The sequence below is a fragment of the Salinibacterium sp. M195 genome (assembly GCF_019443965.1).
GTDB lineage: Bacteria > Actinomycetota > Actinomycetes > Actinomycetales > Microbacteriaceae > Rhodoglobus.
In genome coordinates this window covers 2957615-2973631 of the sequence record NZ_CP040814.1, presented here as the reverse complement: position 1 = coordinate 2973631, position 16017 = coordinate 2957615, and the positions used below count along the sequence as shown (strand labels likewise).

Here is a 16017-nt window from a genome sequence, read left to right as displayed (position 1 = left end):
CCCGCCACCAGAAAGAACCTCACCTTTCATGACTGATCAGTCCCTCACACGAGCATCCCGCGACAGCGCCATTCAGCGTCTCGTCGACAGCGCAACGCCGGGTCGTGAGCTAGACGTATTAGTCATCGGCGGAGGAATCACCGGCGCCGGAATTGCTCTGGATGCCGCAACGCGCGATCTGGACACCGTCGTTGTTGAGGCCCAAGACTGGGCCGCGGGATCCTCAAGCCGCGCCAGCAAACTCATCCACGGCGGACTGCGTTACCTGCAGATGCTCGATTTCAAACTCGTGCACGAAGCTCTCACTGAGCGTGATCTGCTGCTTAACACCGTTGCTCCCCATCTCGTTCGGCCGCTGCCATTCCTGTACCCGCTGCGCCACCACGTGTGGGAGCGTGCATTCGTTGGCGCGGGGATCGCGCTTTACGACTTCCTCGCCGTCGTGGCGACGAAGAATGCCAAAGGCAAGCGCAGCGTTCCATGGCACCGCCACCTGTCACGCAAGAAGCTTGCCGCCCGCTTTCCTGGCCTCGCCCACGACGCCGCCGTCGGTGCGATCGAATACTGGGACGCCAACGTCGATGATGCGCGCTACGTCGTCAGCGTTGTTCGCACCGCCCACGCCCACGGCGCGAAGGCTGCCAGCCGCACCCAAGTGGTCGAGATCACGAAAAACGAAAGCGGAGCCGTCAACGGTGCAGTGCTCGTCGATCTCGAAACCGGCAACACTTTTCCCGTTCGCGCCAAGGCCGTCATCAACTCCACCGGTGTGTGGACCGGTGACACTCAGGCGCTGGCTCACGGCAGCGGAGGACTGGAAGTTCTTGCTTCCAAAGGCATCCACATTGTGGTTCCGCGTGAGCGCATCTCAGGAGAAGCTGGCCTGATACTTCAGACGTCGAAGAGCGTGCTCTTCGTCATCCCGTGGTCGCGCTACTGGGTCATCGGCACCACTGATACCCCGTGGAAAGAAAACCTTCTCAACCCCGCAGCGACAGCGGATGACATTGACTACGTCATCGCCGAAGCCAACGCAGTCCTGGCGAACCCCATCGATCGCTCAGACGTTATCGGCACGTGGGCCGGACTTCGCCCGCTGCTACAGCCCGGGACGATGGAGGGCACCAACTCCGCGAAAGTTTCGCGTGAGCACACCGTTGCTTCGCCGATCCCTGGCCTCACGGTCATCGCCGGGGGAAAGTTCACCACCTACCGCGTCATGGCGAAGGATGCGGTTGACTTCGCTCTCGGCAAAGACGCCGCCAAGGCGAACCCCTCGACCACGTCATCCATTGCGCTGCTTGGTGCTGACGGTCTCGACGCGGCGCGCGAGAGCACGCGGGCACTCAGCACGCGGTTCGGTTGGAGCGAGCAGATGGTTGATCACCTACTGCACCGCTACGGGGCTAATATCTCTGAGATCGCGGCAATTGCAGATGCCGATCCGGCAACGTCGCAGCCGTTGACGCACGCCGCTGCCTACCTCCGGGCCGAGATCGTCTATGCGATCACCCACGAAGGTGCTTTGCACCTCGAAGACCTCATGCTGCGCCGCACGCGCATGAACTACGAGTACGTGAACGAAGCACGCGCTGCAGTTCCCGAAGTCGCCGAGATCGCGGCGACCCTGCTCGGATGGGATGAACAGACCACGGCTCACGAAGTTGCCGTCTATGACCAGATGGCGGATGCCGTTCACGCGGCGTCGCTCACTCGTGACGACGAAGCCGCGTCAGAGGTGCGCGAAGCAGCCCCCCAGATTGTGCCGCTCGCACTGCCCGCGACTCACGAAGCTCACTAGCACCAACCGCATCGCCCGTGCCGATAAGCGCACAAAACCCGAACGCTCTACCGACGATTAGCGCCACAGACGATCAATGGAGATACGCCGCAAATGACAAAATACATACTGTCAATTGACCAAGGAACGACGAGCTCGCGCTCGATCATCTTTGATCATGACGCGCGCATTATCTCGAACGGCCAGCTCGAACACGAACAGATTTTTCCGCGGGCGGGCTGGGTCGAGCACGACCCGATGGAGATCTGGAATAACGTTCGCGAGACCGTTGGCCTATCACTGGCCCGAGCCAACCTCACCCACCAAGACATCGGCGCGGTCGGAATCACCAATCAGCGTGAGACCACGGTCGTCTGGAACAAGCTCACCGGCATCCCCGTTACCAACGCGATCGTCTGGCAAGACACCCGCACCCAGCACATTGTCACCGAGCTTGCCGGCAGTGACGGGCTCGAAAAGTACAAAGCCATCACGGGCCTGCCGCTCGCGCCGTACTTTGCCGGCCCCAAAGTCACCTGGATCCTTCGTTACATCGACGGCGCTCAAGAAGCCGCCGACCGTGGCGAACTCCTCTTCGGAACCATCGACACCTGGTTGCTGTGGAACCTCACCGGCGGCATCGACGGGGGAGTGCACGCCACCGACGTGACCAACGCATCCCGCACCATGTTGATGGACCTCGACACTCTGCAGTGGCGCGAAGATATCGCGGCCGACATGGGCATCCCGATGTCGATGCTGCCCGAGATTCGTTCCTCCAGCGAGATTTTCGGCCACTGCCGCGACCACGGTTCGCTGCCGGGCGTTCCCATCGCCGGCATCCTCGGCGACCAGCAGGCAGCGACCTTTGGTCAAGCCTGCTTCAGCGAAGGAATGGCCAAGAACACGTACGGTACCGGCAACTTCTTGCTGCTCAACACCGGCACCAAGCGAGTGCACAGCAACAATGGGCTCATCACCACCGTCTGCTACAAAATCGGTGACGCTGCACCCGTGTATGCGCTCGAAGGGTCAATCGCGGTCACCGGTTCCCTCATCCAGTGGCTGCGCGACAACCTCGGAATGTTCTCCGACGCCCCCGACGTTGAGCGACTTGCACTCGAAGTCGAAGACAACGGCGGTGCCTACTTTGTGCCAGCGTTCTCCGGACTCTTTGCCCCTTACTGGCGACCGGATGCTCGGGGAGCCCTTCTCGGCCTCACCCGTTACGTCACCAAGAACCACATCGCTCGCGCCGCCCTCGAAGCCACCGCGTACCAGACACGCGAAGTCATGGATGCGATGAACGCGGATGCCGGAGTCGACCTCGCAGAGCTGCGCGTTGACGGCGGCATGGTGGCAAACGAACTTCTCATGCAGTTTCAGGCTGACCAGCTGGGCGTGGATGTCATCCGCCCCCGCATCACCGAAACGACCGCCCTCGGCGCAGCATTCGCCGCCGGAATTGCGATCGGTTTCTGGGACAGCGAAGACGACGTGCTGTCGACCTGGAACGAAGACAAGAGGTGGACGCCACAGATGGCTCGCCTCGAGAGAGATCAGCTTTACCGCAACTGGAAAAAAGCGGTAACCAAGACCATGGGCTGGGTTGATGAGGACGTGGAGACCTGATTTACCTACCAAAACCCATGACGGGCGTGCTGTCAGTCACGCCCAGCACTACACAGCAATCGATACCCACGAAGGGGTAGGGAATCAATGAAAACCTCACTAGTCAAGAGGAACAGCTTCTGGCTCGTTCTCTCGTTAGTAATGATGTTGGTCGCATCTATTGGTGCGTCCATCGTTCAAACCGGCGCCGGCAGCATCAGCGTCAAAGACATGCGCTGGGAAACCTCGTCAGGCCAGATGATGAGCGCACTGCTCTTCAAGCCAGACACCGCAACGGTTGACAACAAGGTCCCCGCAATCGTGGTCAGCCACGGTTGGTGGAACAACCGCGAAATGCAAGACGCCAACTATGTTGAGCTTGCACGTCGTGGCTACGTTGTCGTATCGATCGACATGTATGGTCACGGCAACTCGTCGCCGCTGACCACCGATGTCACTCTGGGCGGAACCGGAATGTACGACGCTGTGAAGCTCGTTGCCGACTTCCCCTACGTCGACACCGACCAGATTGGTGTTAGCGGTCACTCGAACGGTGCTCGGGCAGCGAACTACTCGATGTTCATCGACAACGCAGCAGACGAGCAGCTCATTGCGGCAGTTCTGCTGGTCGACAACGACGCCGTCTACACGGATGCCGAGGCTGAGAACGCATACTTCAACCTTTACGGTGCCCGCGATGTCGGAATCGTTGCTGACCAGTACGACGAGTTCTTCTTCCGTAGCTACAGCGCAGAGGGTGCCGTACTGACCCCGCCGCGTGACTACATCGGAACCCCGAACGCACAGTCGTTCCTCCACTTCGGTGCTAACCCGGAAGAGGTCTCGTCTGACATGCGCGGAGCGAGCGAGTTCTTCACCGACTCCGTCGACGGCCAAGACGCGCTGCGCGTTGTCTACACGCCGGCAGAGAACCACCCGTGGGGAACCATCTCGAAGACCACCGTTGCAAGCCAGATCGAGTTCTTCGAAGAAGCATTCGGCGCTCCCAACGAGATCGCATCCGGTGCGCAGATCTGGCAAGTCAAGGAGACGTTCACGCTCTTCGGCCTGATCGGCTTCGGAATCTTCCTGCTCGCCTTCACACGCGCCATGCTCTCGACTCGCGCTTTCGCTGGTCTTCGTGCACCGGCAGCAACCGTGGTGCCCGCAACTCGCAAGGGACTCGCGTGGTTCTGGGGCGGACTCGTCGTTTCGGCATTCATCTCCGGTGCGAGCTGGTTGATCATCGCTAACACCCCGTGGGTGGGAGCGATTGCCTTCAACGCTGTTCCGTTCTTCATGCCGCAGGGTGCTGTGTTCTTCGTCGCCTTCTGGGCAGCGGTAAACGCTATCGCCGCGATCATCATCATGGTGATTTCGTACCTGGTCTTCGGACGCAAGAACGGTCTCGACCTTCGTGCCTCCGGAGTGCTCCCTGGGTGGAAGAAGTTCTTCCACGGAGTCGGTCTCGCCTTTGTCGTCGTCGTTTCGGCATACGCGATCGTCTTCGTGCTCGACTACTTCTTCAAGACCGACTTCCGCTGGTGGGTTATCGCCGTCAAGGCCTTCACCCCTGACAAGGTCGGCATCGCGCTGATGTACCTGCCGCTGTTCGCGATCTACTTTGTCGCTAACTCGGTTGCGGTCAACGCCTTCAACCGCTTCTCCATCCGCGGCAAGGAGTGGATCAACACGGCACTGCTGGCGTTCTTCAATGCTCTGGCACCCATCGTTCTCGTCATCGCTCAGTACACCAACTTCTTCACCACGGGGTACACGATCGACGGCTTCGGCGGAATCTTCAGCATCTGGCTATACCCGGTTATCGTCATCTTGGCCGTGACCGCAGTCATCTCGCGCAAGATCTACCGTGAGACGAACAACCCGTACATCGCCGGCTTCATCAACGCGGCAATCGTTACCCTCATCTCGGTATCGAACACGCTTACTGCAGCGTAAGTACACAGCAGCCGATCCTGTATCGGCAATAGCAACAGTGCCCCGGTCGTGACCATGACCGGGGCACTGTTGCGTGCGGAGCGGGCGTGCCGGGGGATGCAGGCGGAGCTGCACGGCATTCACCAATCCGCCAATTGGCGGGTGCGCTCATCGCAATCGCGGAATAGCGGATGCACGACTACGGTTTTGCCTAGCGACGCGATTGGCGTCTCAGCGAAAGGGAGCTCGTGAATCAGCAGGTTCAGTTTGGACTCGGCACATTTGGCGACGTCACGGTAGACGAAGATGGCGCACCGTTGAGCCAGGCGCAGGTCATCCGCAACGTGGTTGCTGAAGGAGTGCTGGCCGACAGACTCGGCATCGACTACTTCGGCGTCGGCGAGCACCACCGCGACGATTTCGCGATCACGGCTCCCGAGACCGTCTTGGGGGCTCTCGCTGCGGCGACGACGAACATTCAGCTCGGCTCCGCCGTGACGGTATTGAGCTCTGATGACCCGGTGCGCGTTTACGAACGCTTTGCCACCGTGGATGCACTATCGAATGGCCGCGCGGAGATCATCCTCGGTCGCGGCTCCTTCACCGAATCATTCCCACTCTTTGGCTACAACCTCGCTGACTACGAAACTCTCTTTTCGGAAAAGCTCGACCTCTTCTCCGAGCTCATCAAGGAAGAACCGGTTACCTGGACCGGCACTTTGCGTGCCGGACTCACGAACCAAGAAGTCTTTCCGCGCACCGAGTCTGGCTCGCTCAAGACCTGGATCGGCGTAGGCGGAAGCCCCGAGTCTGTCGTGCGTGCAGCTCGCTACGGGATGCCTTTGGTCTTGGCGATCATCGGCGGCCAGCCGGAACGCTTCGCTCCGTATGCCGAGCTCTTCCACCGCGCGCTCGCCGAGCTGGGACAGCCTGACCTCCCCATCGCCGTGCACTCGCCCGGCTACATTACAGACTCCGACGACAAGGTCGTCGACGAGCTGTGGCCCCACTACAAAGTGATGCGGGATCGCATCGGCCGAGACCGTGGCTGGCCAGAGTCGAGCGTCGACGAATTCATCGGCGAAGTGAAGCACGGCTCCATGTATGCCGGATCGCCGGAGACCGTAGCGCAGAAGATCGCGAAGACGATCTCTGCACTCGGCATCCAGCGATTCGATATGAAGTACAGCGCAGGAACCCTGCCTCATGAGCGCATGATGCGCAGTATTGAGTTGTATGCCACCGAGGTCGTTCCTCGGGTGCGGGAGTTGCTGGCGGAAGGCGTCTAGCTGAGGTCTGCTGACTCCGGCGCAGGGGCCGGGGTGGCATCTGCATCAGCAGCAACAGCTTCAGTGGCGCGGCGTGAGCGGCGCTTGGAGCGCACGATCAGCAGGACGATGCCGCCGACAATGGCTAGCAACACAATCCACGGCACCAGTACGCCAATTCCCACGAGCAGGGTCGCGAAGAAGGCGACTAAACCATTCCACCCCGCAACGAGCCCGTCGAAGAAGTTGCTTGGCTCGGTGGCCGGCGCATCCGCGACCGAAATGAGGTTGAGGGTGATGGTGGACATGGCGACTTGATCGTCAAAGTAGCGCTTTTGCGACTTCAGGCTTTCAAGTTCTCCTTGGCGCCCAGAAATTGCTGTTTCTAACTGGATGAGCGTCTCAGTGTCTTCGGCCTTAGTGAGTAGCGCAAGCAAGCGGTCGACCGAGGCATCAAGTGCGGTGATGCGTGCCTCCAGATCGCGAGACTCCATAGTGACGTCTACCGCGCTGATTGATACCTCTTGCACCGTGCCAAGCTCCTTGAACTTGTCGAGGGTGGCGGTGAGATCGGCGGCCGGAATACGCAGCGTCAGCGTGGAACTGCCGCGGGTGCCCTCCTGGGGCGCATATTCGTTGCGCCCGTCGACGCGACCACCGACTGACTCGGTGATGCGGATCGCGTCATTGGTCGCTTCCTCGGGGGTCTCCACCGTCACCGACAGGTAGCCGGTGGTAATGACATCTCGTGCGGCATCCGAAGTGAGAGTATCGCTGCGAACGCTTTCGTCGGCGACGGGGACGCCAGCGCTCTCTGCGGGGCTAAAACCTCCGTCTCCCGCCTCATCGATCAGATACTCTTGCGACTCGTTTGATGACATGTCGCTAACCCCAGCCGAGCATCCGGCAAGGGTTAGGGATGACAGTGCGATTGCTGTGGTGATGAATAGTGTGCGCCTCATGGTCTCAACCTACGGCCGAGGGCACTGCAAGAACTACCCAACGTTTCTGACTTTTCGGGCGTCACAAAGAACGATGGAGGTCCCCACCCGATATCCCGCCGCTGTGGCTGGGATACTAGGGCCATGACCTTCTGGAGAACGATCCGGCGAACGTTGTTTCCGTCGCGAGCTCCTATCCTGAACATCGCTAGCGATGTCGGCGAAGGTCCCGTGATTATTCTTCTTCACGGCATCGCATCGTCGGCCGCAACGTTCGCCCATGTGGTTCCGCAACTCTCGGACCACTACCGCTGCATTTCCCTCGATCTCCTCGGCTTTGGTGATTCTCCCAGCCCTAAGGAGTCGAATTACACCATTGAGGAACACGTCGCTTCAATCACCGCGACCGTGCACTCGCTCAAGCTCGATGCCCCGTTCATCCTGGTCGGGCACTCCCTCGGAAGTCTGCTCGCCGCCCGTTTTGCGGCGACCTACCCCCGAGAGGTCAGTCGGCTCGTGTTAGTCAGCCCACCGATTTATGTGCCAGCCAGCCAGATCGGTGATCCTCTGATTCGCGCGCGCATCGGCGCTTATATGCGGGCCTACGAGTTTCTGCGCACAAACAAGGAATTCACGATGGCCACCGTCGAAACGTTGCGGCGGCTCTTTCAGCTCGACGATATTCTCGATGTCTCAGAACACAACTGGCGGGCATTTGGGTTGAGCCTACAGAACTGTATCGAGCAACAGACAACGGTGAGTGACATCGCCGCGGTACGTGTGCCGATTGATGTTGTCTACGGCTCCCTCGATCAGTTCATCGCGCCAGGAACGATGCGCATCATCGAACAAATGCGACACGTGACGATGCACAAGGTCGAGGCCAACGACCACCTAGTGCGCAAGCGTCTCGCGCGCCGCCTCGTTCACGTGATCACTGCCGACCGTGAGGTTGCTGCCAAGAACAAGTAGCGTGGTGGCACAACGGAGGGAACCCTCATGGCGCAGCAACTCGACACCACAGTCTGTATTGCGGGTGGCGGCCCAGCGGGGATTGTCGCAGGACTGATCTTCGCGCGAGCCGGGGTCGACGTGGTCGTCCTCGAGAAGCACGCCGACTTCCTGCGCGACTTTCGAGGTGACACGGTGCACCCCTCGACGCTGAATCTTCTTGACCAGCTCGGGCTGGGCGAGACCGCGAGTGCGATCGATCACAGCGAACTCTCTGCTCTTGATGCCGTGATTGACGGCATCCGGGTTCATGCCGTCGATTTCACCTCGCTACCGGCCCCGCACCGCTACGTCACGCTGATGCCACAGTGGGATCTGCTGAACATGCTGGTCGAGGAGGCGCAGAGGCAGCCGTCGTTCCGGCTGGTGCTGGAAGCGACCGCCCACACGGAAATTCAGGAGAATGGCCGAGTCGTCGGTATTGAAGCTTCGACCCCGGATGGCCCGCTACGCGTCACCGCGGCACTGACCGTCGCGGCTGATGGGCGTGCCTCTGCCGTGCGCGACTCGCTGGGATTGGTGCCAGCAGACTACGGAGTGCCCATAGATGTGCTGTGGTTTCGAGTGCCACGGCCGACGAAACCAATGCGGGACACCCTCGCGAATATCCGGGGTGGATCGGCCCTCGTGACGATCCCGCGGCCCGGCTACTTTCAGTGCGGGCTCCTCATTCGAAAAGGCAGTTTTCCTGAATTTCAGCGAGCGGGCATCGAAGCCTTCCGTGACAAGATCGCGAGCACCGCACCGCGCCTCGGCGAAGTCACCCACGAGATCAGCAGCTTCGACGATGTGAAGCTACTGTCAGTGCAGATCAATCGCCTGCCCGAGTGGTCGGTTCCCGGCGCGATCTGCATCGGCGATGCCGCTCATGCGATGTCTCCCGCGTTCGGCGTGGGCATCAACTACGCCATTCAAGACGCCGTTGCCCTCGCGAACGCGCTCGTTCCCGTGTTGCGAAAACAGGGCACGGATGCCGCAGCACTCGACGCCGTGTGTGTTGCAGTTCAGCGGCGCCGCACGCTGCCGACGGTGCTCATGCAGCGCATGCAACGAGTAGCGCACCGGCTCATCGATCGCGCCACGAGCGGAGTCGTTCTGCACAACCCTCCGCGCCTGCGCGAACGTTTCGTGATTGCGGTCATACTGCCGCGCGTGCGCCCGATTTTGGCGCGGATTGTGGGCTACGGCTTCCGCCCCGAACGCATTGCGCCCGGCATTTTGAAACCGCGCGCTTAGTACGTTTCGAGCACCATCGTGACGGCCCAGACGACACTTGCGCCGATAAGAGCGGTGAATACGAGCAGCCAGAACACCGAGGGAACTCCGGTGCGCTTGAAGAGCAGGTAGGCGTCAGAGGTGCTCAACTGGTCGCGACGACGGGTGTGCACACCAATCACGGTGGCGAGGCCCCGTACGCTTCCGACGAGAAGTGCGATCGCGATGACGAGCAGCACGTAGCTCTGCAGCGCGGGTGACGCCCACACCCAGAGGGCGGCGCTCGCCGCGGCGGAGACGGCTACAACGAGGAAGCCGAACAGGTTACGGATCACGAGCAGTGTGAGCACCAAAACGATCCCGCCAATGAACAGTGCCATCGCGGTGTAGCCCTGAGTGACGCACCACAGTTGCACCGCGCCGACGATGGCCGGCGCCGGGTAGCCAAGCGATCCGCTGATGACGGAGCCGAGTTTGCCGCGGCCGCTACTGACGGCCTCGCCGGAGTGGTTCATCCGGATCTTCATACCGTGCACGAATCGCCCGGTGAGGATCGCGCCGACTGCGTGACCGAGTTCGTGCACAAGCGTCGTGAAAAGGCCGAACCATTTCCAGATGGGCTGCGGGATGCTCAGCACGGCAGCCGCGGCAACGATCACGATCAGCAGGGTCGGCGAAATGTCGACAGGGGTCGTGCGGGCGAGAGAGTCGAGAAGGGCATCCATTCTCGAATTCTCTCACCTCAGAGCCAGGGTCGAGGACGTTTCGGGACTCCCACGCCGCGTCGAGATCGTTCATAGAAAGTACATAGAGTTCTCCGGCTCAATGGGTACCAGCGTGACAGCACGACCATACTTCGTCTCAACTTTGGAGCCCGTAATGAGCCAACTCACCATGATCGCCCTCGACCTTGTCGCCGTCGGTGTTCTCACTTTCGCTCTGTACTTTGCGCGCCACCGTCGCCGAGACCTGCTGGTCGCTTACCTCATTGTGAACGTCGGCGTCATGGCCGTCACGGTCATGCTGGCCGATAGCGCGGTGGGCGTCGGCTTGGGTCTTGGCCTCTTCGGAGTGCTCTCGATCATCCGCCTCCGTTCCTCTGAGATCGCGCAGCACGAAGTGGCCTACTACTTCGCCTCGCTCGCCCTCGGGCTCATCGCCGGGCTCGGCGCTGCCGGTTTCGCGAGTGAAACGACCTCGCTGGTTTCTGTCTATGTTGCCCCAGCGCTCATGGCGATGATTTTGCTCGTCATGACCTTCGGTGACCACCCGGGACTATTCCGCGCCTACCGCCACCAGACGGTGACACTGGATGCCGCCATCGCCGACGAGCCCACTCTGCGAGTACGTCTCGAAAACCTGCTCGGCGCTCGTGTGCACTCGCTCACGGTGACAAAGCTCGACCTCGTCAATGACACGACGATGGTGGATGTTCGCTACCGCCTCACTAACGGCGCCCGATCGTCCGGCACCACGGCGACGCCGCCCATCGCACATGGTGCGCACGACAACCTCGAAGCAGCGCAACGATGAACGCCCCAGCCACAACCCGCTTCGCCACGATCTCGCTCGAGGAATTGGCCGAACGTGCCTCTCTACTGACGCGCGTCGACCGCAAGTATCTGGTGCCGGCATCCGACATGGGGGCGCTGCTCGCCGAGCTCGAGTCTCAGGCTCGGGTGCTCGAGATCGACGGGCAACAGCACTTCGGCTATGAGTCGGTGTACTTCGATACTCCGGAGGCCGCGAGTTATCTGTTGGCCGCGCATCCTCGACGCCGTCGGTTCAAGGCACGCACTCGCAGCTACCTCGACACAGGGGACTGCTACCTCGAAGTGAAGACGAAAGGTTCGCGCGGCACGACCGCCAAGCAGCGACTTCCGTACAGCTTCGAGGAGCGGGACCGGCTCACCGCTGAAGGCCGCGATTACATTGACGAACTGCTGCAGGATGCCTCGGTTGTCGGTATCGATGCTGACACCATGGAGCAGGTGCTCACGACCCGCTACACGCGCACAACCCTGTTCTTGCCGGGCAGTGGCAGTCGTTGCACGATCGACAGCGCTCTCGCGTGGGAGTGCGGCGATGACGTGCTTCGCTTTGACGACACGGTGATTGTCGAGACAAAATCATCGGGCCAAGCCAGCGAGGTCGACCGGCTGCTCTGGCGGATGGGGCACCGCCCGGATCGCATCTCGAAGTTTGCGACGGGCCTCGCCGCCCTTCGCCCAGAACTGCCTCACAACCGGTGGTCACGGGTGCTTCGTCAACACTTCGTTCCGGCGCTCGAGCGCGTCGCTACCTGAGCACCGCCCCACAAACTCCTCGCCAGTCCGTGACCGCCACTGACGGACTGGCGACGTTTGTTGCGTGGTCGAACTTTGTCGTCGCGGAGGCGTAGCGTTAGGCCATGGACATTCGCACCCTCGGCCGCACGGGCCGCTCTGTATCCGCAATCGGCCTTGGTACCTGGCAGTTGGGCGCCGACTGGGGCGATGTGAGCGAGGCGGATGCTCGCAGCGTGCTCGATACCGCAGTGGATGGCGGAGTCACCTTCTTTGACACCGCCGATGTCTACGGCGATGGTCGCAGCGAAAAGTTCATTGGCAGCTACCTAGCCGATCGTCCAGAGCTCGATATCACCGTCGCGACCAAGATGGGCCGGCGCGAGGCACAAGACCCCAGCAACTTCACTCTCGCGAAGTTCCGCGAGTGGTCCGACCGCTCGCGAAGAAACCTCGGCGTCGACACCCTCGACCTCGTGCAACTGCACTGCCCACCCACCGCAGTTTTCGGCATGGACACGGTCTTCGACGACCTTGACGTGCTCGTCGCCGACGGCGCGATCGCTGCCTACGGCGTGAGCGTTGAGACTGCGGACGAGGCGCTCGCCGCGATTGCGCGACCAAACGTCGCGAGCGTGCAGATCATCCTCAACGCCTTCCGTCTCAAGCCGCTGGATGCCGTTCTCCCAGCCGCCCTCGCTGCCGACGTCGGAATTATCGCCCGTGTTCCGCTGGCCTCCGGTCTGCTCGGTGGCAAGTACCGCGTTGACACCACATTCGCGCAAAACGACCACCGCACCTACAACCGCAACGGTGAAGCGTTTGACGTGGGGGAGACCTTCTCTGGCGTCGATTTCGAGACCGGTGTTGCGGCGGCTCAAGAGTTCGCAGCCCTACTCGCGGCCGAGCCTGCGGTTGCTGATTTCTCGACTCCGCAGGTCGCCCTGGCGTGGGTTGCGCAGCAGCCCGGTGTGAGCTCGGTGATTCCGGGAGCACGCAACGTGGCTCAGGCTCAGTCCAACGCCGGTGCCGGCGAAGTGCCTGCCTTGAGCGACGGCTTCATGGCTGGAGTGCGCGACATTTACGACCGCCATTTCCGTGCTGTCGTGCATCCGCGCTGGTAATCGCGTCGGAGCCTCACGTCCGCTAGCTCTAGCGGCGCATAACCCGCCGCGCGACAGTGTTTCCGGCCCACTGGACGAGTTGCACCAGCAGGATGATGATGATGACTGCCGCCCAAGTGACGGTGGGGTTGAAGAGCCGGTAGCCGTATTGGATGGCGAAGTTTCCGAGTCCACCGCCGCCGATGTAGCCGGCAACGGCTGACATGTCGACGAGCGCGACAAAAATAAAGGTGTATCCGAGGATCAACGGTCCGAGGGCCTCGGGGATGAGCAGAGTGAAGATGATGCGCAGCGGCCCGGCACCCATTGCGCGTGCGGCTTCAATCACGCCCGGCTGCACGGTGAGCAGGTTCTGTTCAACGATGCGACTGATCCCGAATGCTGCCGCGAGCGAGAGCGTGAAAATGATCGCGTCGTTGCCGATTCCGGTGCCGACAACGAGTCGAGCTAGCGGCTGGGCAGCGGCAAGGAAAATGATGAAAGGGATGGGCCGAAAGATGTTCACGAGAACGTTGAGCGCGGTAAAAACAGGCCCATTCGAGAGGAAGCTTCCGCGGCGCGTTGTGTAGAGGCCAAGCCCCAACACCAAGCCGCCTAGCCCGCCAAAAAAGAGCGCTAGTCCCACGATGTAGAGCGTTTCGAATGTTGACTGTCCGAGTAGGGGCAGCAAGTCGATGAGCTGTTCCATCGTTACTTCACCTCCGTCACGGTCACGAGTGCGCCTACTCTGGCGAGTGCGGCGTCGATCGCGGTGCTATCGCCGGTGATGCTTACGGTGAGGTGGCCGAACGAGCGCCCTTGAATCTCATTGATTCCTCCGTAGATCAGCTCGAAGGCGAGACCGCTGCTCGCCAACTCCGTGAAGACGGCAGACTGCGTCGCGTCGCCGTCGTGGAAAGAGAGCGTGACGATGCGACCCGGATGCCGGTCTCGCAGTACAGCGAGTTCGGCGGGTTCCGGGATCGCCTTCACCACGGTGGAGACGAACTTTTTTGTGGTTTCTGATTGCGGGGCCGAGAAGATATCAAAGACGCTGCCGCTCTCGACAACCCTGCCAGCGTCCATGACGGCAACGGTATGCGCGATCGAACGGATAACTTCCATTTCGTGGGTGATCACCACGATGGTCACCCCCAGTTCTTCATTCGCCCGCTTGAGTACTGCGAGTACTTCCCTCGTCGTTTCGGGGTCGAGAGCGCTTGTCGCTTCGTCTGCGAGCAGGATGCTTGGGTTTGTGGCCAGCGCGCGTGCGATTCCGACCCGCTGTTTTTGCCCGCCCGAAAGTTGGTCGGGGTAGCTGTGGGCTTTGTCGGCAAGCCCGACGAAGTGCAGCAACTCTGAGATACGCGCTTGATGCTCCGCTTGAGGAACCCCCGCGACGATGAGCGGGTAGGCAATGTTGCCCCACACGGTGCGCGAGGTGAACAGGTTGAACTGCTGAAAGACCATACCGATGCCCAACCGGATGCGTCGCAGTTCTCGTTCACGCAGGGAGCTCATCTCTGTGCCGTTGATCAGGATGCTGCCGCTGCTCGAACGTTCGAGGGCGTTAATGAGGCGTACGAGAGTCGACTTTCCGGCCCCCGAGTATCCGATGATGCCGAAGATCTCGCCCTGTTCGATGGTGAGCGAGACGTCGTCGAGGGCGAGGACGGGGCGCTCGCCGCGGGTGCGCGTCGGGAACGCTTTGGAGACGTTGGTGAGCTGGATTGCAGTCATGAGGTTCTTTCCAGAAGCGGGGGTGCGAATTGTGTCCGCGCCCCCGCAGACGATGAGGAGTGAGTTTGCCAGGCGAGAAAGCTCGCCTCGACGTTTAGCCCTGAGCGCGGATGTCGGACTGCACCGTTGACAGCGAGTCAACGAGATCGCCCACCGGTGTCTGGAGAAGCACTGCGGTGTTTCCGGAAACCTCGAGCACGCCATCCTGCACGGCCTGGGTGGACTGGAAGATGTCGACCAGTTGGAGGTAGAGCTCGTTGTTGGCATCGTCAGCGCGGGCCGCGAAAATGTTGATGTAGGGCACTGCGTTTGCATCGCTGGGATCGTCGGTTGCGATCGCGTCCGAGAAACTCAGCCCGGCGTCTTCGACGAAGTCATTGTTGATGATGGCAGCAGCAACATCCGGTAGCGATGTCGGGGCGAGTGCGGCTTCGAGAGCGATCACTTTTACTTTCGAGGTGTCGGTCTTGATGTCATCGAGGGTGACAAAAATGCTGCCTCCTCCGTCGAGTTCAATGAGGCCGGCGGACTGGAGAACGAGCAGCGAGCGGGCGAGGTTGCTGGCATCGTTAGGAACCGCAACGGTCGATCCAGCCGGGATTTCTTCTAGCGAGCCGAATTGGGTTGAGTACAAGCCGAGGGGGTAGATCGCGGTTGCCCCGATCGGGGCGAGGTCTGCTCCTGCTGCTTCGTTGTACTGCGCGAGGTAGATGATGTGTTGGAACTGGTTGAGGTCGAGATCACCCGCGGTGAGGGCAGGGTTGGGCAGTTCATAGCTGCCGAAATCTACGAGGTCGATCGAGATCCCTTCGGCGGCTGCGGCATCTTTGTAAACCTCCCAGTAGGGGTCGCTCGCACCGACAACTCCGATGGTGACGGGATCGGCTGATGAGCCTTTACCTTCGGTGATGGCTGCGGCGGTATCCGAATCATCACCGGGAGAGACAGGGGCTACATCGTCGCCGCCCGAGCTCGTGACGGCGAGAACGATGGCTGTGATGATTGCAATGGCAACAACGATCCCGGCGGCGATGAGGGCATAAAGCTTTCCGCGCTTTTTGGGCGCGGAGATGAGGGGTGTCTGTTCAGACATGGCAAAACCTTTCACGACGGTGGTGTCGTGCG

Annotated in this window: 14 protein-coding genes; 9 read left to right on the top strand and 5 right to left on the bottom strand. The window is 61.0% G+C overall.

Annotation, left to right across the window (positions count from 1 at the left end; translation table 11 throughout):
- The first annotated feature begins 28 nt into the window (after positions 1-28).
- The 4 genes from FFT87_RS14180 (at position 29) to FFT87_RS14165 (ending at position 6618) form a co-directional block, all read left to right on the top strand.
- Positions 29-1801, top strand: coding sequence for a glycerol-3-phosphate dehydrogenase/oxidase (locus FFT87_RS14180; RefSeq protein ID WP_219949318.1), 1773 nt, complete (start codon positions 29-31; stop codon positions 1799-1801).
- 93 nt (positions 1802-1894) lie between these two features.
- Entirely contained in the window at positions 1895-3412 is a 1518-nt protein-coding gene (gene glpK / locus FFT87_RS14175) for a glycerol kinase GlpK (RefSeq protein WP_219949317.1), read from the top strand.
- Positions 3413-3499: 87 nt separating this feature from the next.
- Positions 3500-5350, top strand: a complete 1851-nt coding sequence (locus FFT87_RS14170) for a S9 family peptidase (protein ID WP_219949316.1) — start codon at positions 3500-3502, stop codon at positions 5348-5350.
- 227 nt (positions 5351-5577) lie between these two features.
- Positions 5578-6618 (top strand): LLM class flavin-dependent oxidoreductase, encoded by a 1041-nt coding sequence (locus FFT87_RS14165; RefSeq protein WP_219949315.1) that lies wholly within the window; start codon positions 5578-5580, stop codon positions 6616-6618.
- On the opposite strand, the gene FFT87_RS14160 is transcribed toward FFT87_RS14165, so the two are convergent.
- Positions 6615-7559: a DUF4349 domain-containing protein gene (locus FFT87_RS14160; RefSeq protein ID WP_219949314.1), complete on the bottom strand. Its 945-nt coding sequence runs from the start codon at positions 7557-7559 to the stop codon at positions 6615-6617. The two genes, FFT87_RS14165 and FFT87_RS14160, sit on opposite strands and share 4 nt — an antisense overlap.
- 123 nt (positions 7560-7682) lie before the next feature.
- Between FFT87_RS14160 and FFT87_RS14155 the strand changes: the two genes are divergently transcribed.
- Together FFT87_RS14155 and FFT87_RS14150 are read left to right on the top strand one after the other, a co-directional pair.
- Positions 7683-8510: an alpha/beta fold hydrolase gene (locus FFT87_RS14155; protein WP_219949313.1), complete on the top strand. Its 828-nt coding sequence runs from the start codon at positions 7683-7685 to the stop codon at positions 8508-8510.
- A 27-nt stretch (positions 8511-8537) separates the two neighbouring features.
- The gene (locus tag FFT87_RS14150) at positions 8538-9785 is read left to right on the top strand and encodes an FAD-dependent oxidoreductase (RefSeq protein WP_219949312.1); all 1248 of its coding nucleotides are present in this window, start codon (positions 8538-8540) and stop codon (positions 9783-9785) included.
- On the opposite strand, the gene FFT87_RS14145 is transcribed toward FFT87_RS14150, so the two are convergent.
- Positions 9782-10489 (bottom strand): M50 family metallopeptidase, encoded by a 708-nt coding sequence (locus FFT87_RS14145; RefSeq protein ID WP_219949311.1) that lies wholly within the window; start codon positions 10487-10489, stop codon positions 9782-9784. The genes FFT87_RS14150 and FFT87_RS14145 overlap by 4 nt on opposite strands.
- 154 nt (positions 10490-10643) lie before the next feature.
- Here FFT87_RS14145 and FFT87_RS14140 point away from each other — a divergent pair, with 154 nt between their 5' ends.
- From FFT87_RS14140 to FFT87_RS14130, 3 genes are all read left to right on the top strand, one after another.
- A complete protein-coding gene (locus FFT87_RS14140) occupies positions 10644-11297 on the top strand; it encodes a DUF4956 domain-containing protein (protein ID WP_219949310.1) in 654 nt (217 codons plus the stop codon).
- Complete coding sequence (locus FFT87_RS14135) at positions 11294-12070, top strand: VTC domain-containing protein (RefSeq protein ID WP_219949309.1); 777 nt, start codon at positions 11294-11296, stop codon at positions 12068-12070. Before FFT87_RS14140 ends, FFT87_RS14135 begins: the two co-directional genes overlap by 4 nt.
- A gap of 104 nt (positions 12071-12174) precedes the next feature.
- On the top strand, positions 12175-13173 hold the full coding sequence (locus FFT87_RS14130) for an aldo/keto reductase (RefSeq protein WP_219949308.1): 999 nt from the start codon (positions 12175-12177) through the stop codon (positions 13171-13173).
- Positions 13174-13201: 28 nt separating this feature from the next.
- Here FFT87_RS14130 and FFT87_RS14125 read toward each other — a convergent pair whose 3' ends face one another.
- The 3 genes from FFT87_RS14125 to FFT87_RS14115 all read right to left on the bottom strand — a co-directional run bounded on the left by FFT87_RS14125 (position 13202) and on the right by FFT87_RS14115 (position 15985).
- Positions 13202-13861, bottom strand: a complete 660-nt coding sequence (locus FFT87_RS14125) for a methionine ABC transporter permease (protein ID WP_219949307.1) — start codon at positions 13859-13861, stop codon at positions 13202-13204.
- A gap of 2 nt (positions 13862-13863) precedes the next feature.
- A complete protein-coding gene (locus FFT87_RS14120; RefSeq protein ID WP_219949306.1) occupies positions 13864-14892 on the bottom strand; it encodes a methionine ABC transporter ATP-binding protein in 1029 nt (342 codons plus the stop codon).
- 94 nt (positions 14893-14986) lie between these two features.
- Entirely contained in the window at positions 14987-15985 is a 999-nt protein-coding gene (locus FFT87_RS14115) for a MetQ/NlpA family ABC transporter substrate-binding protein (protein WP_219949305.1), read from the bottom strand.
- Positions 15986-16017 lie beyond the last annotated feature (32 nt).